Origin of the sequence: Streptacidiphilus anmyonensis (assembly GCF_000787855.1) — a bacterium.
Classification (GTDB): domain Bacteria; phylum Actinomycetota; class Actinomycetes; order Streptomycetales; family Streptomycetaceae; genus Streptacidiphilus; species Streptacidiphilus anmyonensis.
This window is the reverse complement of the sequence record NZ_BBPQ01000004.1, coordinates 57,698-76,948: the sequence shown is the minus strand read 5'-3', so window position 1 is coordinate 76,948 and position 19,251 is coordinate 57,698. Positions and strand designations below refer to the sequence as shown.

At 70.9% G+C, this 19,251-nt stretch carries 17 protein-coding genes and 1 riboswitch; of the genes, 8 read left to right on the top strand and 9 right to left on the bottom strand.

What is annotated here, in order from left to right; genetic code table 11:
- The coding region (locus tag TR50_RS06580; protein ID WP_052440797.1) for a globin domain-containing protein at positions 1 to 957 on the top strand (957 nt) is incomplete at its 5' end.
- Positions 958 to 1,006: 49 nt separating this feature from the next.
- Here TR50_RS06580 and TR50_RS06575 read toward each other — a convergent pair.
- Entirely contained in the window at positions 1,007 to 1,555 is a 549-nt protein-coding gene (locus tag TR50_RS06575) for an NUDIX domain-containing protein (protein WP_236654298.1), read from the bottom strand.
- 173 nt (positions 1,556 to 1,728) lie between these two features.
- On the opposite strand from TR50_RS06575, the gene TR50_RS06570 reads away from it, so the two are divergent.
- Both TR50_RS06570 and TR50_RS06565 read left to right on the top strand, forming a co-directional pair.
- The gene (locus tag TR50_RS06570; RefSeq protein WP_052440796.1) at positions 1,729 to 2,487 is read left to right on the top strand and encodes an IclR family transcriptional regulator; all 759 of its coding nucleotides are present in this window, start codon (positions 1,729 to 1,731) and stop codon (positions 2,485 to 2,487) included.
- A gap of 100 nt (positions 2,488 to 2,587) precedes the next feature.
- The gene (locus TR50_RS06565) at positions 2,588 to 3,004 is read left to right on the top strand and encodes an SsgA family sporulation/cell division regulator (protein ID WP_042416227.1); all 417 of its coding nucleotides are present in this window, start codon (positions 2,588 to 2,590) and stop codon (positions 3,002 to 3,004) included.
- 72 nt (positions 3,005 to 3,076) lie between these two features.
- Here the strand turns inward: TR50_RS06565 and TR50_RS06560 are convergent, their stop codons facing one another.
- A complete protein-coding gene (locus TR50_RS06560; protein ID WP_042415813.1) occupies positions 3,077 to 3,454 on the bottom strand; it encodes a phage holin family protein in 378 nt (125 codons plus the stop codon).
- Positions 3,455 to 3,516: 62 nt separating this feature from the next.
- On the opposite strand from TR50_RS06560, the gene TR50_RS06555 reads away from it, so the two are divergent.
- Positions 3,517 to 3,834 (top strand): cupin domain-containing protein, encoded by a 318-nt coding sequence (locus TR50_RS06555; protein ID WP_042416222.1) that lies wholly within the window; start codon positions 3,517 to 3,519, stop codon positions 3,832 to 3,834.
- A gap of 160 nt (positions 3,835 to 3,994) precedes the next feature.
- The gene (locus TR50_RS06550) at positions 3,995 to 4,195 is read left to right on the top strand and encodes a DUF5326 family protein (protein WP_042415810.1); all 201 of its coding nucleotides are present in this window, start codon (positions 3,995 to 3,997) and stop codon (positions 4,193 to 4,195) included.
- Between the two features lie 71 nt (positions 4,196 to 4,266).
- Here TR50_RS06550 and TR50_RS06545 read toward each other — a convergent pair whose 3' ends face one another.
- The gene (locus TR50_RS06545) at positions 4,267 to 5,652 is read right to left on the bottom strand and encodes a YibE/F family protein (protein WP_084699812.1); all 1,386 of its coding nucleotides are present in this window, start codon (positions 5,650 to 5,652) and stop codon (positions 4,267 to 4,269) included.
- Between the two features lie 3 nt (positions 5,653 to 5,655).
- Positions 5,656 to 5,768: riboswitch (TPP riboswitch) on the top strand.
- On the opposite strand from TR50_RS06545, the gene thiC reads away from it, so the two are divergent.
- Positions 5,764 to 7,599 carry a phosphomethylpyrimidine synthase ThiC gene (gene thiC, locus TR50_RS06540; RefSeq protein WP_042416220.1) on the top strand — a complete coding sequence of 612 codons (1,836 nt, stop codon included), beginning with the start codon at positions 5,764 to 5,766 and terminating at the stop codon, positions 7,597 to 7,599. Its footprint overlaps the riboswitch before it by 5 nt.
- 118 nt (positions 7,600 to 7,717) lie before the next feature.
- Here thiC and TR50_RS06535 read toward each other — a convergent pair whose 3' ends face one another.
- Together TR50_RS06535 and TR50_RS06530 are read right to left on the bottom strand one after the other, a co-directional pair.
- A complete protein-coding gene (locus TR50_RS06535) occupies positions 7,718 to 10,231 on the bottom strand; it encodes a PKD domain-containing protein (protein ID WP_042415804.1) in 2,514 nt (837 codons plus the stop codon).
- Positions 10,232 to 10,608: 377 nt separating this feature from the next.
- The gene (locus TR50_RS06530) at positions 10,609 to 11,373 is read right to left on the bottom strand and encodes a hypothetical protein (protein WP_042415801.1); all 765 of its coding nucleotides are present in this window, start codon (positions 11,371 to 11,373) and stop codon (positions 10,609 to 10,611) included.
- Positions 11,374 to 11,808: 435 nt separating this feature from the next.
- On the opposite strand from TR50_RS06530, the gene TR50_RS06525 reads away from it, so the two are divergent.
- On the top strand, positions 11,809 to 12,201 hold the full coding sequence (locus TR50_RS06525) for a hypothetical protein (protein WP_042415798.1): 393 nt from the start codon (positions 11,809 to 11,811) through the stop codon (positions 12,199 to 12,201).
- Between the two features lie 106 nt (positions 12,202 to 12,307).
- Here TR50_RS06525 and TR50_RS06520 read toward each other — a convergent pair whose 3' ends face one another.
- Complete coding sequence (locus tag TR50_RS06520) at positions 12,308 to 13,837, bottom strand: hypothetical protein (RefSeq protein ID WP_042415793.1); 1,530 nt, start codon at positions 13,835 to 13,837, stop codon at positions 12,308 to 12,310.
- Between the two features lie 378 nt (positions 13,838 to 14,215).
- On the opposite strand from TR50_RS06520, the gene TR50_RS06515 reads away from it, so the two are divergent.
- Positions 14,216 to 15,244: an aspartate-semialdehyde dehydrogenase gene (locus TR50_RS06515; protein WP_042415790.1), complete on the top strand. Its 1,029-nt coding sequence runs from the start codon at positions 14,216 to 14,218 to the stop codon at positions 15,242 to 15,244.
- 95 nt (positions 15,245 to 15,339) lie between these two features.
- Here the strand turns inward: TR50_RS06515 and TR50_RS06510 are convergent, their stop codons facing one another.
- From TR50_RS06510 to TR50_RS06500, 3 genes are all read right to left on the bottom strand, one after another.
- A complete protein-coding gene (locus TR50_RS06510) occupies positions 15,340 to 16,248 on the bottom strand; it encodes a hypothetical protein (protein ID WP_052440795.1) in 909 nt (302 codons plus the stop codon).
- Between the two features lie 232 nt (positions 16,249 to 16,480).
- On the bottom strand, positions 16,481 to 17,617 hold the full coding sequence (locus TR50_RS06505; protein ID WP_369405700.1) for a metallophosphoesterase family protein: 1,137 nt from the start codon (positions 17,615 to 17,617) through the stop codon (positions 16,481 to 16,483).
- 353 nt (positions 17,618 to 17,970) lie between these two features.
- Positions 17,971 to 19,110, bottom strand: a complete 1,140-nt coding sequence (locus TR50_RS06500) for a LacI family DNA-binding transcriptional regulator (RefSeq protein ID WP_084699810.1) — start codon at positions 19,108 to 19,110, stop codon at positions 17,971 to 17,973.
- Positions 19,111 to 19,251: the final 141 nt, after the last annotated feature.

The window sequence follows — 19,251 nt, the reverse complement described above, 5'->3', positions numbered from 1 at the left end:
CCCGCGCTGGTCGCGTACCTGGAGAAGCTGGCGCGCGGCCACCGCCGCTACGGCGTCCGGGACGAGCACTACGCCCCGGTGGGCGCGGCCCTGTGCGCGGCGCTGGAACGTTACTGCGGACGGGAGTGGAGCGAGGAGACCGCGCAGGCGTGGAGCCGGGTCTTCGGCGTGATCGCGCAGGTCATGATGGCCGCGGCGGCGAGCGACGCGCAGACCTCGCCCGCCTGGTGGCAGGGGGAGGTGCAGTCGGTCGAGCCGGTCACCCGCGACATCGCGGTGGTGACGCTGCGGACGGACCACCCGTACCCCTACCGGGCCGGTCAGTACGCGAGCATCGAGGTGCCGTGGTGGCCGCGGGTCTGGCGCAACTACTCCCTCGCCACGCCCTCGTCCGTACCGGCCGCCCGGCCGGGTGCGGACGGGCTTCTGCGGCTGCACGTGAAGGCCGTGCCGGCGGGCTGGGTCAGCAACGCGCTGGTGCACCGGGCGCAGCCGGGCGACATCGTCCGGCTCGGTCCGCCGCAGGGCCGGATGGTCGTGGACCCGCACGAGCGCGACCCGCTGCTGCTGGTCGGCGGCGGTACGGGCGTCGCGCCGTTGCTGGCGATCGTCGAGGAGCTGGCCCTGTCGGGTGCGCGCCGTACCGTCGAACTCCACTACGGCGCGCGGCGTGCGGAGGAGCTGTACGCGCTCACGGCGCTGCGGGAGCTGGACCGGCGTCTGCCGTGGCTCTCGGTCCACAGCGCGGTCGCGGAACCCTCCCCGGGCATGCGGCCCGTCCCGGGCACGGAGCGCGGCGCGCTCTCCGAGGTCATCGCCCGGAGCGGTCCCTGGGACGGCTACAACGCGTGCCTGAGCGGGCCGTCGGCGATGATCCGGCGCACCCGCGCGGTGCTGCTCGACGCGGGCGTGCCGACGGAGCACATCCTGTACGACCTGGAGGAGGGGCAGATGTAGCCCCGGACCCATCCCCGGACCTTGTCCCGGACTCTGTCCCGGGCGGGGCCTACCGCACGCCGAGATCGTCGGCGAGCAGTTCCCGGACGCCCTCGATGTTGGCTGCGAGGTAGGCGCGCAGCGACGGGGGAACGACGTTCACCGCGGTCACTCCTTCGCGGGTGAACGGGAGGCGGACCACCTCGTACTCGCCCACCGGCGCGTCCACTTCGGGGCCGTGCCGACGGGAGAGGTCCATCGAGCTGAGTCTGCACACGAAGAAGTGCTGCACCTTCACCCCGTGCGGGTGCAGTTCGGTGCCGTCCTCGTGGTGGGTGTGGGAGACCGTGTCGACGAAAGCGGGGACGATGTCCGTCGCCTTGCCGCCGAGCTCCTCGGAGAGCTCGCGGTGGAGCGCGTCGACGACGGTGGCGTCGCTCGGCTCCATGCCGCCGCCGGGGGTGATCCAGTACGGCGGACGGCCGGGCTTGGTCCGTTTGATCATGATGAGTTCGAGCCCGTCGGGGCCGTCGTCCAGCAGGATCGCGCGCGCCGTGCGCTTGACCACCGGACGCGGGGCGTGTCGGGCTGCTGTGCGTGTCGCGGGTTGTGCCACCACGTTGGGAGTGTGCCGCGGGGGGCGTGGAGTGAAACCCGATGCGGCAACACGCCGTGGCGCGATCCCGCCGGAAGCCCCGGTGAGGAGTACACCGGAGAGGCAGACATCCCGTCCTTTCAGTGGGCATGATGTGGAGGAGTTGCGTCCATATGGCATATGCCCAGGGAGTTGAGATGGCCACGGAGAAGGCCGCGCCGACGTTGATCGGGTCGGTCCAGCGGGCTCTGCGGCTGCTCGAGGCCGTCGGCGCGCACCGTACGGGCGCGACCGCCAAGCAGCTCGCCCGCCAGGCCGGGCTGCCGCTCGGCACCACCTACCACCTGCTGCGCACGCTCACCCACGAGGGATACCTGCAGCGCGTCGACGGCGCGTACGTCTACGGCGAGGCGGTCGGCGAACTCGGACGCCACCGCGAGGTGCGCGAGGGGCGCGCGGCGATCGCCGCCGCGCTCGCGCTGCTGCGCGACGAACTGGGCGCCGCGACCTACTTCGCCACCTACCGGGACGGCGAACTGGACGTGGTCGAGGTCTGCGGGGCGCCGGGCATGGAGGCCGTGGAGGAGTGGGCCGACTTCCGGGCCACCGGTCACGCGCACGCCATCGGACAGTGCCTGCTCGGCCAGCTCGACCGGGAGGGGCGCCTTGACTACCTCTCGCGCCACCGCCCGCAGTCGCTGACGCGGCGCACGGTGACCGACCAGAACGTGCTGCTGCGCCGCCTGGAGGGCCGTCAGCACGGCCGGCCCGTGCTGGAGCACCAGGAGTACATGCCGGGCGTCGTCTGCGCGGCAGTCCCGATCGTGATCGGCACGGCCGTGTGCACGGTCGCGCTGTCCCTGCCGGTCGCCCAGGCCCATCGGCTCCCCGCGGCGGCGGACCGGCTGGCGGCGCGGGTCGGATCGGTGCTGGAACGGCTCAGGTTCAGCATTTGAAAACTTCGCTCTTGGGGCCGAGAGCGGACAAAAGCGACGATGGTCGCGCACACACGCAGTACCGAACTGACGACGGGGATCGAGAGGTACCGCAATGAAGATGCAGAGCCTGGTCAAAGGCCATCTGGTGATGAGCCTTCTGGTCTCCGACGAGCTGGCCTTCGACACCGGTGTGGAGCTCGCCTACGACCCGGGCGACCCGCTGGCGATCCGCCTCACCTTCCACCTGCCCGGCGACCCGCCGGTCAGCTGGATCTTCGGCCGGGAGCTGCTGCTGGACGGGATCACCCGTCCCAGTGGGGAGGGCGACGTACGGGTCTGGCCCGTCGCGGGTCTGGACGAGGACTTCATGGACGTGTGCATCGAGCTGCGGTCCACGGAGGGCGCGGCGGTGCTGCGCTCCCCCGCCGTGCCGTTGATCTCCTTCCTCGGCCGGACCGATCGTGCGCTCCCGATGGGCCAGGAGCACACGACCGCCGATCTCGACCGTGAGCTGGAAGCCATTCTGGGCCGTTGACTTCGGCCGCATCGGCCGCTCCGGTCGCCTCGGCCCGCCCTCGGCCTGCCGTCCGTCCGCTTGCCGTCGTCGTCAGTCCTCGTCGCGGACGACCAGGTGCAGTGCCCAGGCCACGATGCTGATGAGCAGCGAGCCCAGCAGCGCCGGCAGGAAGCCCTCCACGTGGAAGTCCAGGCTGAGCCTGCCCGAGGCCCAGGAGGTCAGCCACAGCATCAGCGCGTTGATCACGAAGGTGATCAGGCCCAGGGTGAGGATGAACAGCGGCAGCGAGAACAGCTTGACCAGCGGCTTGACGAAGAAGTTCACCACGCCGAAGACCAGGGCGACGAGCACCAGGGTCAGTGCCTTGTGCTGCCAGTCGCTCGCGGTCAGGTCGATGCCTTTGATGAGCCAGGCCGCCACACCGATGGCTGCGGCATTGATCAGGGTCTTGAGTACGAACTTCGTCATGCCGTGATCGTCGCAGCCGGTGACCGCCAGCGGTAGTACCGAAGGCTGGTTGAATGGCCCACATGAAGCTCTTCCGGATGGACGACCTCGACGCCGAGCGGTCCGCCAACGAGGGCGCGTACCTGCGCTTTCTGCGGGAACACAGCATGTCCGCGGGCCTGTACGCACTCAACGCCGGGGAACTGGACACCCAGGGTTCACACGCGCAGGACGAGCTCTACCTCGTGGTGAGCGGTCGCGGGTCGATCACGGTGGGCGAGGAGACGGCCATGGTGGCCCGGGGCTGCGTCGTCTTCGTCCCGGCCGGGGTGCCGCACCGCTTCCACCACATCAGCGAGGACCTGCGGGTCCTCGTGGTCTTCTCACCCCCCGAGGGCTGATCCGAGGGCCAGCCCCAAGGCCCGTTGTGAGGGTTCCCCCGACTGTCCTGATCAGGGTCTTATCCGGGTCTTCTCAGGGGCAGGAACCCTTCGTCGGGGCTTCTCGCACCCGTACGATCGAAGACGTAAGCCAGGACACCCGAGGGGGAGGACGGACATCATGAGTGAACTGTGGAAGGCGCTCCCCGGTTGGGTGCGGAACATCGTGGTCCCGATCGCGGTGATCATCATCGCCTGGTGGGTGCTGTCGGCGCTGGTCGGCATCGTCTTCGGGCTGCTCGGCATGATCATCAAGTTGCTCGTCGTGGTCGCGCTGGGCGCGGTGGTCGTGATCCTGGTGAAGAAGGCATCCAAGAGTTGACGTCAGCCGGCACGGGCTGACACGGGGTCACGGCGAAGGGGCCGGCTGCAGAAGGCAGCCGGCCCCTTCGTTCAACGGCGTCGGCGGTGGGATGCCCGGCCTCGTGCCGGAACGTCCGGAAGGTCCTCGGCGTCGGCCACGTCCCGGGAGGCGACGAAGGCCGCGAGGGCGGTTGTCAGCGGGACGGATGCGATCAGGCCGATGCTGCCGACCAGGGTGCGCACCACCTCCTCGGCGACGATCTCGCTCGTCGCCACCTGCCAGGCCCCGCGGTGCGAGAGCGAGAAGAGCAGCATCAGCGGCAGCGCCGCCCCCGCGTAGGCCATGACCAGGGTGTTGACCGTCGAGGCGATGTGGTCGCGACCGATGCGGATCGCGGCCCGGTAGAGCGCGCGGGCGCCGAGGGACGGGTTGGCGGCGTGGAGTTCCCAGACGCTGCTCGACTGGGTGACGGTCACGTCGTTGAGGACGCCGAGCGAGCCGATGATGACGCCGGCCAGCAGCAGGCCCGGCAGTTGGATGCCGGGGAAGAGGGAGTGGACGAACGCCGTCTCGTCGGAGGTGTTGCCGGTGAGGCGGGCGAGGCCGATGAAGGTCTGCCCGAGGGCGCCGATCAGGGCCAGCGAGGCCATCGTGCCGAGTACTGCTACGGAGGTGCGGGCGGAGAAGCCGTGGCAGAGGTAGAGGGCCAGCAGCATGATCAGCCCGCCGCCCACGACGGCGACGGCGAGGGGCGGTTCGCCGCCGAGGATGGCCGGCAGGACGAAGAAGGACAGCACCAGGAAGCTGATGGCCAGCGCGACCAGTGCGGCGAGGCCGCGCAGACGTCCGACGAGCACCACGGCGAGGGCGAAGACGCCCGCGAGCAGGGCGACGGGAAAGCTGCGGTCGGCGTCCTCGACGGTGTACTGGAGCGCGGCAGGGGCACTCGGCGAGTAGTCCACGACGATCTTCTCGCCCGCAGAGTAGACCGCGGTCTGGTCCGGCGTGAGCGTCTGCGTGACGCTGCGGCCGGTGTCCTTGCCGCTGGTGAGCCGGAACGTGATGGCCGTACAGGTCCCGGAGTTCGAGCCGGTCGTGCTGCTCGGGCCGGGCCCGCCGCAGGGCACGGAGCGGGTGGCCGTCACGGTCCCGCCGACGGTGATCTGGTCGAATCCGGTACCGGTCGGGGCGTGTGCGGACAGTGGCGCGGGCCACAGCAGCCATAGCCCCGACAGCACCGCCAGCGCGAACGGCACCAGCACCGCCGCCAGCAGCACGCGCAGTCTCGCGGACGCGGGGCTCGCAGGGCCGTGGTCGTGCGAGTGGCCGTGTCCGTGGAGGTGCTGCTGCCGACTCTGGTGCGGAAGGGATGGTTCCGCTACGTGGTGCTCTGCCACGCGCGAACGGTACCGCCTGTCCAGGGTGCAACACAGCCCTGGCCAAGCTCCGCCACTCCTCGCTACCGTGTCCACCATCTCATCTGTAGACGCGGGAGCTCGGAGCACCGGGCTGAGAGGGCGCTGACGTCGCTGCGCCGACCGCAGGAACCTGACCGGGTAATGCCGGCGTAGGGAGTAGTGGGTCTGATGACCACGCATGACGACACGCAGCAGAAGTCTGTCTCCGAGCAGGCCGGCGCGGCCTCCAGCACCCAGGGCGGCTACCCGACCCCGGCCTGGCGCAAGGCGTACCACCAGGGCTCCCGGCCCGATCTGCGCGTCCCGTACCGCGAGGTGCTGTTGAGCACGGGTGGCACCGTGCCGCTGTACGACACCTCCGGTCCGTACACCGATCCCGCCTTCGAGCCGGACGTCCGCCGCGGCCTGTCGCCGCTGCGCGACGGCTGGATCAGCCAGCGCGGGGACGTCGAGGACTACCACGGGCGCGAGCCGCGTCCCGAGGACGACGGGCTCAAGCACACCGCTCCGCGCGGCGGTGTCGTGGGCGCCGGACTCGACAACCTCGACGCGGTCTTCCCCGGCCGTCCACGCCGTCCGCGGCGTGGCCGCGACGGCACGGCCGTCACCCAACTCGCGTACGCGAGGCGGGGGATCGTCACGCCCGAGATGGAGTTCGTGGCGCTGCGGGAGGGAATGGCGCCTTCGATCGTCCGCGAGGAGATCGCGGCGGGCCGGGCGGTGCTGCCGGCGAACGTGAACCACCCGGAGTCGGAGCCGATGATCATCGGCTCGAAGTTCCTGGTGAAGATCAACGCCAATATCGGCAACTCGGCGGTCTCTTCCTCGATCGAGGAGGAGGTGGAGAAGATGTCGTGGGCCACGCGGTGGGGCGCGGACACGGTCATGGACCTCTCCACCGGCCGCAACATCCACACCACCCGCGAGTGGATCCTGCGCAACTCCCCCGTCCCGATCGGCACGGTGCCGCTGTACCAGGCGCTGGAGAAGGTCGACGGCCGGGCGGAGGGGCTCAGTTGGGACGTCTACCGCGACACCGTGATCGAGCAGTGCGAGCAGGGTGTCGACTACATGACCGTCCACGCCGGCGTGCTGCTGCGCTACGTGCCGCTGACGGCCCGCCGCAAGACGGGCATCGTCTCGCGCGGCGGCTCGATCATGGCGGCCTGGTGTCTGGCGCACCATCAGGAGAACTTCCTCTACACACACTTCGAGGAACTCTGCGAGATCCTGCGCGCCTACGACGTCACCTACTCGCTCGGCGACGGCCTGCGTCCGGGTTCGATCGCGGACGCGAACGACGAGGCGCAGTTCGCCGAGTTGACGACGCTGGGTGAGCTGGGCCGGATCGCGCGCTCGCACGACGTCCAGGTGATGATCGAGGGCCCGGGCCACGTCCCGATGCACAAGATCAAGGAGAACATGGATCTCCAGAAGGAGATCTGCGACGAGGCGCCCTTCTACACGCTGGGCCCGCTGACCACGGACGTGGCGCCCGGCTACGACCACATCACCTCGGGCATCGGCGCGGCGATGATCGCCTGGTGGGGCACGGCCATGCTCTGCTACGTCACGCCCAAGGAGCACCTGGGCCTGCCCAACCGCGACGACGTCAAGACCGGCGTGATCACCTACAAGATCGCCGCCCACGCCGCGGACCTCGCCAAGGGCCACCCCTCGGCCCAGGCCTGGGACGACGCCCTCTCCGACGCCCGCTTCGAGTTCCGCTGGGAGGACCAGTTCAACCTGGCCCTCGACCCGGAGACCGCGCGCGACTTCCACGACGAGACCCTCCCGGCGGCGCCGGCCAAGACGGCGCACTTCTGCTCCATGTGCGGTCCGAAGTTCTGCTCGATGAAGATCAGCAAGACCGTCATGGACCTGTTCGCCGGCGACGACAAGGCACTGAACAGCGACGACGCGAGCGTCGTGGCCGGGATGAAGGCCAAGTCCGAAGAGTTCGCGGCGTCCGGACACAAGGTGTACCTGCCCGTGGTCGACTGATCCGCAACGCTGACGGGCCGGCATGCACCGGGGTGCAGGCCGGCCCGTGGCGTTCCTCGTCACTGATGCGCGAGGCGGGAAGGCATAGGGAGCTGGAGTCTCACCGGTGGAACCCTGGTCAGCCCTCGATGGTGTTGTAGGTGTTCCAGCCGCCGCCGATGCGGACGCGGGGCTTGAAGGGTGCGCTGGGGTTGCCGGTGCCCTGGTAGAGCCAGAGCACGCCGCTCGCGTCGCGCGCGACGAGGTCGCTCAGACCGTCGTTGTTGAGGTCCCGGGCGCCGACGATGGTGTTGTAGGTGTTCCAGCCGCCGCCGATGCGGACGCGGGGCTTGAAGGGTGCGCTGGGGTTGCCGGTGCCCTGGTAGAGCCAGAGCACGCCGCTCGCGTCGCGGGCGACCAGGTCACTCCAGGCGTCGTTGGTGATGTCGCCGACGCCCACGATGGTGTTGTAGGTGTTCCAGCCGCCGCCGATGCGGACGCGGGGCTTGAAGAGCGCGTTCGAGTTGCCGGTGCCCTGGTAGAGCCAGAGCACGCCGCTCGCGTCGCGGGCGACCAGGTCCGCGTTCACCGGGCCGTTGTTGGGGACGCGGCTGATCGGGTCCAGGCCACCGGCGCCGACGATGGTGTTGTAGGTGTTCCAGCCGCCGCCCACGCGGAGGCGGTACGTGCTCGGGGTGGCGGACGTGCCGATGCTGACCTGCCACAGCTCGCCGGTCGTATCGCGGGCGTACATGACGCCGCCGTTCACGGCGCTGTATCCGGCAGGCAGGGTCAACAGGCTGTAGCCGCTCCAACCGGGTCCGACGAGGGTGCGCGGGTGGTAGGGGCTGCTCGCCAGACCAGTGCCCTGGTACCGCCACAGGTCGCCACTGCCGTCGCGGGCCATCAGGTCGAAGCGCGGTACGGCGAGTTCGCCCACCGCGATGTAGTCGCCGTAGGCGATGGTGCGTCCGGCGGTGTCCGTCTCGGTCAGCGTGAGGTTGTAGCCGCCCCCCTTCGCGTAGGTGTGGTCGGCGGCGCCGGTCCCGGTGATGTCCACGGTCGGAGTGCCGTCACCGAAGGAGACGGTCCGCCGGGTGATCGGCAACGGGTCCTTCGACGCCGTGGTGTCGACGTGGATCGAGAGGCTGAAGGCGTCGCCGACACGGGTGACGTCGAACGACGGGGCGAGCGGGCCCGGGTCGATCGGGACGATGCCGGTCAGCTGCTGCGAGGGGGTGGAGATGCCGTCAGCGGTCTTTACGGAGACCGTTGCTGTGTAGCTCTGGCCGGCGGCGGGGGCGGTGTCGTATGTGTGTGTGGTCGTCGGGGTCGAGGTGGTGAGCGGAGGGGTCCCGTCGCCGAAGTTCCAGGTGTAGCTGGCCGAGGCGCCCCACGGGTTGGACTCGGTGGCAGCGAAGGTCACCGGCAGCGGGAAGTCACCGCTGGTGCGGTCGGCCGTGAGTCCGGTGAGGCGGTAGGGGTCCTGCAGTTCGATCGCGCCGCGGTCGAGGTAGCCCGGGGAGGTGCCGGTGTTCGGGGCGAGCAGGTCGTCGACCCGGTAGTTGCCGTTCAGGTCCAGGCCCGTAGCGCCGTTCGCCTGGTAGTCGCCGGAATCGATGGCCGGGGAGCCCTCCTGTGGCGTGCCGCCCGGCGCCAGGAGCGGGTCGGTCAACAGGTCGTGCGCTCCCTGCCCGGCCGCGGCCCGCAGGCTCGCCGGGTCGGCGTGGGTCGTGCCGGCCCAGGTGTAGGGCGACTGGCCGCTCAGCGGGTTGACGATGTTGTAGTCCAGGACGATGCCCGTGGCCGAGCCCGCGGAGACGCTGACCCGGGCTCCGTCCCCGCCGGGGATGGCACAGGATGCCGCGCTCGTGGGGTAGGTGACGATGTTGTTCTCCACGACCGAGTCCGTGGACGCGCCGGCGAGTTGGATCTGGTCGGGGCAGGCTCCGTACACGGTGTTGCCTGTGATCATGGTGCTGCCGGCGTCAGTGGCCGTGATGCCGTTCGCACCATCCCCCAGCACCAGATTGCTGGTGACCGAGACGCCACTCGCCCCCGGGCCGACGGTCACCGCGCCGCCGGCTATCGAGTGGAGGGTGTTGCGGGAAACCGAGATCACACTGCTCTTGCCGGTGACGGAGACCGCGGCAGAGGCCGGTGTCGACTGTGTGGCGTTGTCGATCAGGTGGTCGTCGAGGAGCGTGATGTCAGAGCTGGCGTCGATCGCCACGGCGTCCGCGTCGCTGGTCACCCACACGTTGTTCAGGACGACGTCGTGGACGCCGCTGAAGGTGAACGCCGGCTGGCCGCCCGTGCTCTTGACGGTGGCGTGGTTGTAGGCCGGGCCCATCACGGAGATGGTGATCGGCGCGCCGGGCGCACCGGAGTGCGTCACGGTCACGGGGCCCTGGGCGGTGAAGGACGGGGAGATGAGCACGCTCTGTCCGGGCTGCGCGGCGTCGACGGCGGCCTGGACGGTGCAGTACGGCTGGCCGGCCGTGCGGGTGGGTCCGTCGGTGCAGTTGCCGAAGCCGGCTACATAGAGGGCTGGGGGCGTGGACGTCGTGTCCGCGACGGCGGGAGCCGCGACCAGCGCGGGTCCCGCCGTCACGGCGAGCACGGTCAGTGCGGCGAGGGATCGGAACGTCATGGGGGCTCCGGAGCGCGGGTGTGGCAGAGCGGGTCGCGCATGGGCGCGGTCCTCGGAAAGGCGGCCTTGCTGGCCGCAGGCCACACAGTAGCCGCGCAGGTCACGGTGCCGCTGGCCGGTGTGCGACACCGGCTGGGGACCCGCGTGCGAATGCCGGGGTATGAACCATTTGAACCGTCAGAACGAGGTGTCGGGCAGGTGGGAATTCCATGAGAGCCCCTCCATTCGACGGCTCCGACCGCGACATGGATCAGCAGTCTGACTCCGCGTCGCAGCCACGAGTCGCCCCTGCTGGATCTCGCCTCGATGCGTACGACGAAGCCCTGCCCCCGAGGCGGATCCTTGGGGGCAGGGCTTCCTGAGTGGGCCCTCAGGTGTCAGGAACTACAGGGCCTCGAACGTCGGGGCGAGCGGCGGATCTCGCTCCGGAGGGAGCGGACATCCTGGCGCACGTCGCGAACCTCTTCAGCCAGGCCGTCGACCTTGTCGTTGAGCGCCGTGCAGACGCGTCCGAAGGAGTCGAGCCGGCGGTCGAAGCTCTCGGCCCAACCGTCGGGGATCACCTCGCCCAGGCCGGAGGACGGCGCGGGCGGCGGGACCTCGCGGTCGATGACCTGCCGCCAGGCCTCGGCGTCGGGATCGCGCGAGGTGACCTCGTACTCGTCCCAGTGTGGACCGGGACCGAGCCGACGGCCGGGCGGCATGCCGTACGGCCGGGGCTGTGGACGGTCGGCAGGGCTGTGGACAACCCGCTCCTCGGCGTCGAGAAGGTGGGCGCGAACCCGGCGGGCGACGTCGCTGTCGCGCAGCAGCATCGCCACGTTGAGCACGGCGCGGCGGTCGTAGATTGCGATGCCGCCGCCGCTGACCTGCGTGAAACTCATGTTGAGTTTTACGAATCGAGACTTTTCCACACCCTTGAGGACGCGGAACCCGTTGGCCTCGAGCTCCTCCCGGTGTCGCTGGGAGAGGTTGTTGATGGTGCTCTCGGCGACCTCGAAGTACTCGGCGACCATGCGGGTCGTCACGTAGGTGCCGTCCGGCAGCAGGGTGAGGATCTTGACCTTGTCGAGCGCCTCGACGCGGTGCACGACGCTCCCGCGCAGGGCGCGGGACTCGACCAGGGCGATGTCAGGTGGCATGGGTGTGCCGCCTCTCGTGAGCAGGAATGAAGGGATGCACCGCACCACCCAGCGGTTAGGGGCGCAGGTCGCATACGGCCACTGACTCATCCCGCCGGGGGCTGCCCGGACTGCTCTGAGATTCACACGCTGTTCGAAGTCGACTCACCCTGGTTGCCTGCGCGCACCCGGATCAACGAGCGTCCGGTGCGGGCGGTTACGCCCGAACGCGTGGATAGTCGGATCGTCGTTCCGAAGCTGCTCCGCGCTGCTCCGCGCTGCTCCGCGCTGCTCCGCGCTGCTCCGCGGAGATGGGTGCTTCCGCCGGTGTAGGCCGGGTGTCTCCCCTCGGGGGACGTGCTCCGGGGCGTCACGCGGCAGCCTGGCGGCACGGACACAGGAACTTTCCGGAGCACGGCACCGACGGCGCCCGCCGGGCGGATCCAGGGCGACCCCGTGGTCACCCGGGTGGCGGCCGGAGTCGGGCTCTCGCTGCTGGTGATGTCCGTGCTGCATCTCACCCACGTGATCTCGGGCGGCTCGCCGCCCTACGACCCGGACGCGGCGGGCACGGCCGAGGGCGTCATCGCGCTGGTCCTGCTGATCGCCGCCGACCGGCTGCGCCGGGAGCCGGACGGCGCCCGCGGCTTCGCGCTCGGCGCGCTGGTCTTCGCCGTCGCCGGCTTCGTCCTCGGGCTCTCCCTCACCGTGACCGGCGGGACGGCCGTCGACGTGGCGTACCACTGCGTCGGCCTGCCGCTGCTGCTGCTCGCGCTGTGGCGGCAGACGCGCGTGGTCCGGGCGGCCCGCACGGCGTCCGGTGGGCAGGACCCTGTCCGGACACCGTGACGCGCATCGGCGCCCCCAAGAGGAAAAGGGAGTGGGAAACCGAACAGCCCGACTCCGTGGCGGAGCCGGGCTGTTCGTGAAGCGGAGAAGCGCAGTCGGGTGTCGGTCAGCCGATCGCGTAGGCGCGGTAGATCGACTCGATCGCGTAGTCGCCGTGGGCGTCGTTGACCTGCGAGCGCAGCGAGACCGCGCCGGACGCCGGGTTGGGCACGTAGGCGGTCCAGTTGCCGTTGACGTGCTTGACCGTGACGGCCTGCCAGCTGATGCCGCCGTTGGTCGAGGCCCAGACCTTGACCGAGGTGGCCGGGTCGGACGGCGCGGCGATGTCGGCCGGATCGGTGTCGGGCCGGTCGAGAGCCAGGTTGACCGTGGTGGTGCTGCCCGGGGCGGCCTGGTTGGCGCCGTTCAGGCCGGTCGGCAGGAAGCGGGTGAGGTACACCGGAGCCAGTTGCTGGACCGCGGGGTTGGCCCAGAAGTGGAACGTCAGGCTGGCCGCCGTGGACAGGTTCGGGGTCGCCAGGCCGGGGTGGTAGCGGTTGGCGGTCACGCTGAGGTCGTACCAGCCCGCGGAGCGCACGGCGGTGTCGAAGGTGCTGTAGGAGCCGTAGTCGGTGACGGTCGCCTGGTGCAGGACCTTGCCGCCCTGGCTCAGCCGGGCGGTGCCCTTGCTGGCCCAGAAGGAGGTGACCCCGGGGGTCGGGTCCTGGAGCAGCGAACCGGCCTGGATGGAGATCTTGTGCTCCCAGGTCACCGGCATGGCGCTCCGGGGACTCCACACCGCGTTGCCGAAGCTCTGGTAGTAGTGGCGACCCGCCAGCAGCGACCGGTCTGCGGCCATCTCGCCCAGGCCGTCGCTCGCGTCGAGCCGCGGACCCCAGGTGCCGGGGGAGACGTAGGCCGTGGTCGCGGTCGGCAGCGAGAATTCACCGAGCGTGCCCCACATCCCGCTTCCGCAGGCGTTGTTGGGCGCCTGCGGCTGGAGGGTGAGCTGGCCGTCGGTCTCGTCGTCCGTCCCGGTGCGGGCGGTGATGTCGAGTCGGGCCAGCCCGGAGCGGTGGAAGGAGCCGCCGGGGGTGCTCGGGACCCCGCTCCCGGTCCGGCCGGTGACGACGTAGTTGGACGAAGGGGACTGCCACCCGCCGAGGTAGGCGAAGTGCAGCAGCGAGGACGCGTTGGGGATCACGAAGACGGAGCCGGGAGCGCCCGAGGCCTCGATGCCCATCGACTGCTGACCGCCGCAGACGGTCGCGTCGACATAGCGCGTGTAGGAACCGGCGTTCGGCAGGTCGAGCCCGACGTTGACGGCCTTGCCGTGGCGGGCGTCCAGGGAGACGGTGCTGGCGCCCGCGATGGTGACGACCGAGGCGCCGATGGTCGTGGTCGCGTTCTCCTGCACGTCGCCGATGACCGCGTACTGGCCCTTGGGCAGGGAGATGGCATGGTCGGCGGTGCCGGAGTAGATCATGAAGGTGGAGATGTTCTCCGCCCGGACCTGGCCGCTGGCGTGGGCCCCGGTCCGGCCGGTCATGTGGACCGTCACCGAGGGGCCGCTCGCGGCGGCGGGCAGGGTGGAGGCCGCGACGACGAGCGGGGCCAGTACTCCGGTGGTCGCGAGAAGAGCAGACAGTCGCCGCACGTGGGACTCCGTTGAATCAGCGGGCGAGATGAGAACCGGCCGATGTTAACAGGGGTTTTCCGCCACCGAGTTGGCGACCGCGATATGCGATCTTTTCGCGCGAATGCCGACCTTGGTGCCGCAGTCGGGCGATTTGTCCGCAGCTCTTCCGCAGCTCTTCCGTGGCACTTTCCGCGGCTCCTCCTCCGCTCTCCTTCTGTTCGTCGCGGCTGCGGAGAATTTCCGGCAGAGCGGGGGCAGCCGGTCCGCAGGGCTTCCCGCCGCTCCCCCGGCGGCACCGGAAGGATTCCCGTTTGCGCTGCTCAGCGCCGGTGCCCGCGGGTGTCCGGCGGTTGGATAACCGCTCGCTTTCCCGGTGCGGGCGCTTACTGTAGGGGCATGAGGATTGGAATCGTGGGTGCCACTGGTCAGGTCGGCGGCGTCATGCGCCGGATTCTGGAGGAGCGCGACTTCCCGGTGACGGAGCTCCGGCTCTTCGCGTCGGCGCGCTCGGCCGGGTCCACGCTGCCCTGGCAGGGGGGCGAGGTCGTCGTCGAGGACGCCGCCACGGCGGACTGGAGCGGGCTCGACATCGTGCTCTTCTCGGCGGGCGGCTCGACGTCCAAGGCGCTGGCGGAGAAGGTCGCCGCGTCCGGGGCTGTCGTGATCGACAACTCTTCGGCCTGGCGTGGCGACCCGGAGGTCCCGCTGGTGGTCTCCGAGGTCAACCCGCACGCGATCGCGAGCCGCCCGAAGGGCATCATCGCCAACCCGAACTGCACCACGATGGCCGCGATGCCGGTGCTCAAGCCGCTGCACCAGGAGGCCGGGCTGGAGGCGCTCGTCGTCGCCACCTACCAGGCCGTGTCGGGCGGCGGGCTCGCCGGCGTGGCCGAGCTGTACGAGCAGGCGTGCAAGGTCGCCGAGGCCGCGGACCAGCTGGCCTTCGACGGCGAGGCGGTCGAGTACCCCGAGCCGCAGAAGTTCTCCAAGCCCATCGCCTTCAACGTGCTGCCGCTGGCCGGCTCCGTGCAGGACGACGGCTCCAACGAGACCGACGAGGAGCAGAAGCTCCGCAAGGAGAGCCGGAAGATCCTCGAGATCCCCGGACTCCGGGTCTCCGGCACCTGTGTGCGCGTTCCCGTCTTCACCGGTCACAGCCTGCAGATCAACGCCCGGTTCGCGCGGCCGATCTCGCCCGCGCGCGCGTACGAGCTGCTGGCGGACGCGCCGGGTGTCGTCGTCTCCGAGGTGCCGACCCCGCTGGAGGCGGCGGGCAAGGACCCCGCCTACGTGGGCCGGATCCGCAACGACGAGACCGTCGACAACGGCCTCGCGCTGTTCGTCTCCAACGACAACCTCCGCAAGGGCGCCGCGCTGAACGCGGTGCAGATCGCCGAGCTGGTCGCCGCCGAGCTCGGCCGCTGACCCGTCGGGGCGGAGCCGCGCCATCGGCTCCGCCCTGCCCCGCTCCGCCCTGACCTTGCTCGCGGTCGCGGTCGCGGGCTGGTCGTCCGCGTTCGCTAGTCGTCCGCGTTCGGGAGGAAACGGCCCGCGGGGCCCGGGCTGGTGAAGTCGGGGGAGGAGAAGCCGGGCGAGGTGAAGTAGACCTCCTCCTCACGCTCCACCTCGGGCTTCTCCTGGCCGTGGCCGTCGGTGATGCCCTCCACCCCCGGGCTGGTGAAGCCCGGGCTGGTGAAACCGAGCTTGGGACTGTGGCGGACGAGGTCGACGCGGGTGTGGCGCTGCGCGGCCTCCGTGGCTATCGCCGCGGCGCGGTTGGCGAGCTCGGCTTCGAGGAAGGGCAGGACGCCGCGGCTGCGCAGCGCCGCGCGCCAGACCTCGCGGGCCTTGGCGACCTCCGCGGCCAGCTCCGGCTGGGGGAGGTCGGGCTCGACGGCCGCGTCGCGCTTGGCGGTGAGCACGAGGGCGACCGTCGCGACGCCCAGCGCCGCCGCGCCGACCGCTGCCAGCGCGCCTGCCGCGGTGAAGAGCTGGTGGCCGAGGGCGAGCGAGGGCGAACCGGCCCGGACGGCGAGGCCGATGAGCCACAGGGCGAGGGCGCTGGTCCAGGCGAGGACCGGGGCGAGCACGGCGGCCATCGGGCCGAGGCCCGCGCGACGGCCGGCGTCCAGCGGAGTGCCGGGCTCGACCCACTGCGCCGGGTCCGTGCTGCCGAGACGGTCCGTGTCGGGACCCGTGCCGACCTGCGCGACCTGCTCGCGCAGCGCGAGCAGGTGGGCGTACTCGGGCGCGGCCTGGGCCGAGACCTCGCTCAGCTCGCGCATGGCGCGGTCGTGCAGCTGCTGGGTCGTGATGGCGCCACGGGTGGCGCGCACCGCGTCCCGGATGTGCGGTGCCTGCAGGGCCTCGTCCAGGATCCGCACGTAGTCGGGCTTGTCCTCGGCCATGAGCGGCGAGGCGATGTCCATGGTTCTGCTCCCCCCGTGGAAGTGACGGCCGTTCATGGCTCAGCCGGGGGTTATGGGCTGTTAACGGACATGCTAGGGGCGAGGGCTGACAGATCGACAGTCGGTTTCGCGAATTTCCGCGTCAGGAGTGGCCCGCGTTGCTTCTGGCAATTGCCCGAAGCAACCCGGCCGCGACCAGGGTGACCCGGGCGACCAGGGCGGCTGGGGCGGTCGAGGGGAGCGACCGGGGCGCTCAGGCCAGCGGGAGGCGGGCGATGAGCAGCTTGCCCTCGCCCTCCATGGTGACGCCGCCGTCCATGGCCACCGCCAGGTCGTCCGCGTAGACGTGCGGGCCGGTGACGTGGACGCCGGAGTGGCCGTCCTCGGTGGGGGCCTCGCCGAGCAGGTAGGGGATGGGGCTGTGGCCGTGGACGATCCGGTGGCCGCCGAAGGCCGCCAGCAGCTCGCGCGCCGCCTCCGGGCCGGACTCGCCGCGGAAGGCGAAGCGCTTGGTCATCCGCCGGAAGCAGTCCCACCACTCGTCCGGGTCACCCTGGTTGAGCACCTCGCGGATCGCGTCGTTGACTGCGTCCACCGAGTCGCCGTACTCCAGGTAGGCGGTGGTGTCCGAGTGGACCAGCAGGTGGTCGTCCTCGACCGTCATCGCCGGGAGTCGGGAGAGCCAGGCGACGTGGTGGTCCTCCAGACGCTCCATGTCGTGCGGCTGACCGCCGTTGAGCCGCCACGCCGCGAGGAAGGAGGCGGTGCCGGCGGCGGAGTGGACGGGCTCCTCGCCATAGCGGTCGGCGCCGAGCAGCAGCAGTTCGTGATTGCCCATCAGGGCGCGGCAGTAGCCGCCGTCCGCGGCCGCCTCGGCGGCCAGGCGCATCACCAGGTCGATCACGCCGATCCCGTCGGGGCCCCGGTCGGTGAAGTCCCCGAGGAACCACATCCGGGCGCGGCCGGCGCTCCAGTGGCCCTCGGCGTCGATCAGGCCCTGCTCGTGCAGGCCGTCCAGCAGGTCCTGCAGATACCCGTGGACGTCGCCGATCACGTAGAGCGGGCTGTCCGGGCCGCCGGGCAGCGAGTCGAGCGCGGGCGCCGGGGCGGGCCCGGGGACGGCCGGCTGCTCGACGATGGGCGCCCCCAGCTCCAGCGTCGGCGGGTCCTGCGGCGGAACGGTGGGCATCGACGGCGCGACGCCCGGGTTGGCCGGGACGGTCGGTGCGCCGAACCCGAGGGGACCGCCCGCCTGCGGCATCGGCTGCACGTGCTGCACCTGCTGGCTTGGCTGCACCTGCGCCACCTGCTGCACCGGCTGGGCCTGCGGCATCGGCGGCAGGGGCTGGACCGGCTGCTGCTGGGCCGTGGGCGGCACGGGCGCAGGCATGGGCGCAGGCATGGGCGCGGGCGGGACTGCGGGAGCAGCGGGAGTGGCCGCGGGAGGAGCGAAGAAGTCGAACTGCGTGGACCCGTCCGCTGCCTGCGCGGCGTGCGGGCCTGGGTCCGGCTGGTCAGGCCAGGCGGGACGGTCCACGGGTGTCATGACGCCCATCGTATAAAGCCGTCCTTCCCGGCGTCCGCACCTGGGAGGGATCAGCCCGGCGAATTCGTTCATCGGTCGAAGGGGCAACGCGGAGCAACAGTGGGCAAAAAGGGCAGGTCAGGCTGGAGCGGTGGCCACAACTCCCGTGGCAGCGCGCGCGACCGCCCCCACGGCGACCCCCTCCGCATCCCCCCGCCTCACTCCTCCCCGGGCGGCCGGGGAGCCGACACCGTGGTGCGCGGGGGACGGCGCTGCGAGGAGCGCCGGACGATCAGCTCCGTCGGCATCAACTGGCCCGAGACGCGTCGGTCGGTCGCCGTCTCGTCGGTCGGGGACGGGTTCTCCGAGGTGTGGCCCTCGATCGCGTCGATCAGCAGGTTCACCACGGTGGTGCCGATCCGGCGGGGTTTGAGCGAGAGCGTCGTGATCGGCGGTTCGGTGGCGGCGTAGACGTCGCTCTCGCTGCAGCAGACCAGCAGCAGGTCGTCGGGGACGCGCAGGTGGTAGCGGCGCGCGGCGGCGAGCAGGTCGGTGCCGTTCGGGTCGAAGAGGCCGTAGACGGCGTCCGGCCGGTCGGGCCGGGCCAGCAGCCGGTCGGCGGCGACGGCGCCCGCGCACGGGTCGTGCGCGGGGTACGCCTCGTACAGCGGCTCCTGGCCCACGGACCGGCACCAGCCGAGGTAGGCCTCGGTGCTGAGCCGGGTGTAGGTGTCCGTGCTGGTGCCCGTCAGCAGCCCGATCCGACGGGCTCCCGCCTGGGCCAGGTGGTCCAGGATGCCGAGGACGGCGGCGTGGTGGTCGTTGTCGACCCAGGCCGTGACGGGGCAGTTGCCCGGCTTGCCGTCGCTGACGACCGGCAGGCCCTGCCGGTACAGGTCGGCCACCATCGGGTCGTGGTCGGACGGGTCGATCACCACCGTGCCGTCCAGCGCGACGTTGCTCCACACGTCGTGACGGGACGAGGCCGGCAGCACGACCAGCGCGTAGCCGCGGTTGAGCGCGGCCGAGGTCGCGGCGCGCGCCATCTCCGCGAAGTAGGCGAACTCCGTGAAGGTGAAGGGCTCCTGGCCGTAGGTCGTGACCGTCAGGCCGATGAGTCCGGAACGGCCGGTGCGCAGGGTGCGCGCGGCGGCGGAGGGCCGGTAGCCCAGCCGTTCGGCGACCTCGCGCACCTTGGTGCGGGTCTCGTCGGGCAGCCGGCCCTTGCCGTTGAGCGCGTCGGAGACCGTGGTGATCGAGACCCCGGCGGCGGCCGCCACGTCCCTGATCCCGGCACGCTCCAGGCGGCGGGTGCGGGTGGTGGTCCGCCGGCCGTGGTGATTCGCTGCTGCTGTCATGTCTGGCCGATCGTATGGCGCGGAACTGTCAGAAGGGGATGGTCTGTCCGGAAAGATCACAGACGTCGGAGATACGTTTCTCCATGAACATTCGCGCCTTTTCTCCTTGCACCAACGACCGTTTCGCCCCCGATCGCCTGC

Coding starts and splice junctions, on each gene's coding strand:
- TR50_RS06570 (WP_052440796.1), top strand. CDS start 1,729: ATGGCCACGGAGAAGGCCGCGCCGACGTTGATCGGGTCGGTCCAGCGG.
- TR50_RS06565 (WP_042416227.1), top strand. CDS start 2,588: ATGCAGAGCCTGGTCAAAGGCCATCTGGTGATGAGCCTTCTGGTCTCC.
- TR50_RS06560 (WP_042415813.1), bottom strand. CDS start 3,454: ATGACGAAGTTCGTACTCAAGACCCTGATCAATGCCGCAGCCATCGGT.
- TR50_RS06555 (WP_042416222.1), top strand. CDS start 3,517: ATGAAGCTCTTCCGGATGGACGACCTCGACGCCGAGCGGTCCGCCAAC.
- TR50_RS06550 (WP_042415810.1), top strand. CDS start 3,995: ATGAGTGAACTGTGGAAGGCGCTCCCCGGTTGGGTGCGGAACATCGTG.
- TR50_RS06545 (WP_084699812.1), bottom strand. CDS start 5,652: ATGGTGGACACGGTAGCGAGGAGTGGCGGAGCTTGGCCAGGGCTGTGT.
- thiC (WP_042416220.1), top strand. CDS start 5,764: ATGACCACGCATGACGACACGCAGCAGAAGTCTGTCTCCGAGCAGGCC.
- TR50_RS06535 (WP_042415804.1), bottom strand. CDS start 10,231: ATGACGTTCCGATCCCTCGCCGCACTGACCGTGCTCGCCGTGACGGCG.
- TR50_RS06530 (WP_042415801.1), bottom strand. CDS start 11,373: ATGCCACCTGACATCGCCCTGGTCGAGTCCCGCGCCCTGCGCGGGAGC.
- TR50_RS06515 (WP_042415790.1), top strand. CDS start 14,216: ATGAGGATTGGAATCGTGGGTGCCACTGGTCAGGTCGGCGGCGTCATG.
- TR50_RS06510 (WP_052440795.1), bottom strand. CDS start 16,248: ATGGACATCGCCTCGCCGCTCATGGCCGAGGACAAGCCCGACTACGTG.
- TR50_RS06505 (WP_369405700.1), bottom strand. CDS start 17,617: ATGCCTGCGCCCGTGCCGCCCACGGCCCAGCAGCAGCCGGTCCAGCCC.
- TR50_RS06500 (WP_084699810.1), bottom strand. CDS start 19,110: ATGACAGCAGCAGCGAATCACCACGGCCGGCGGACCACCACCCGCACC.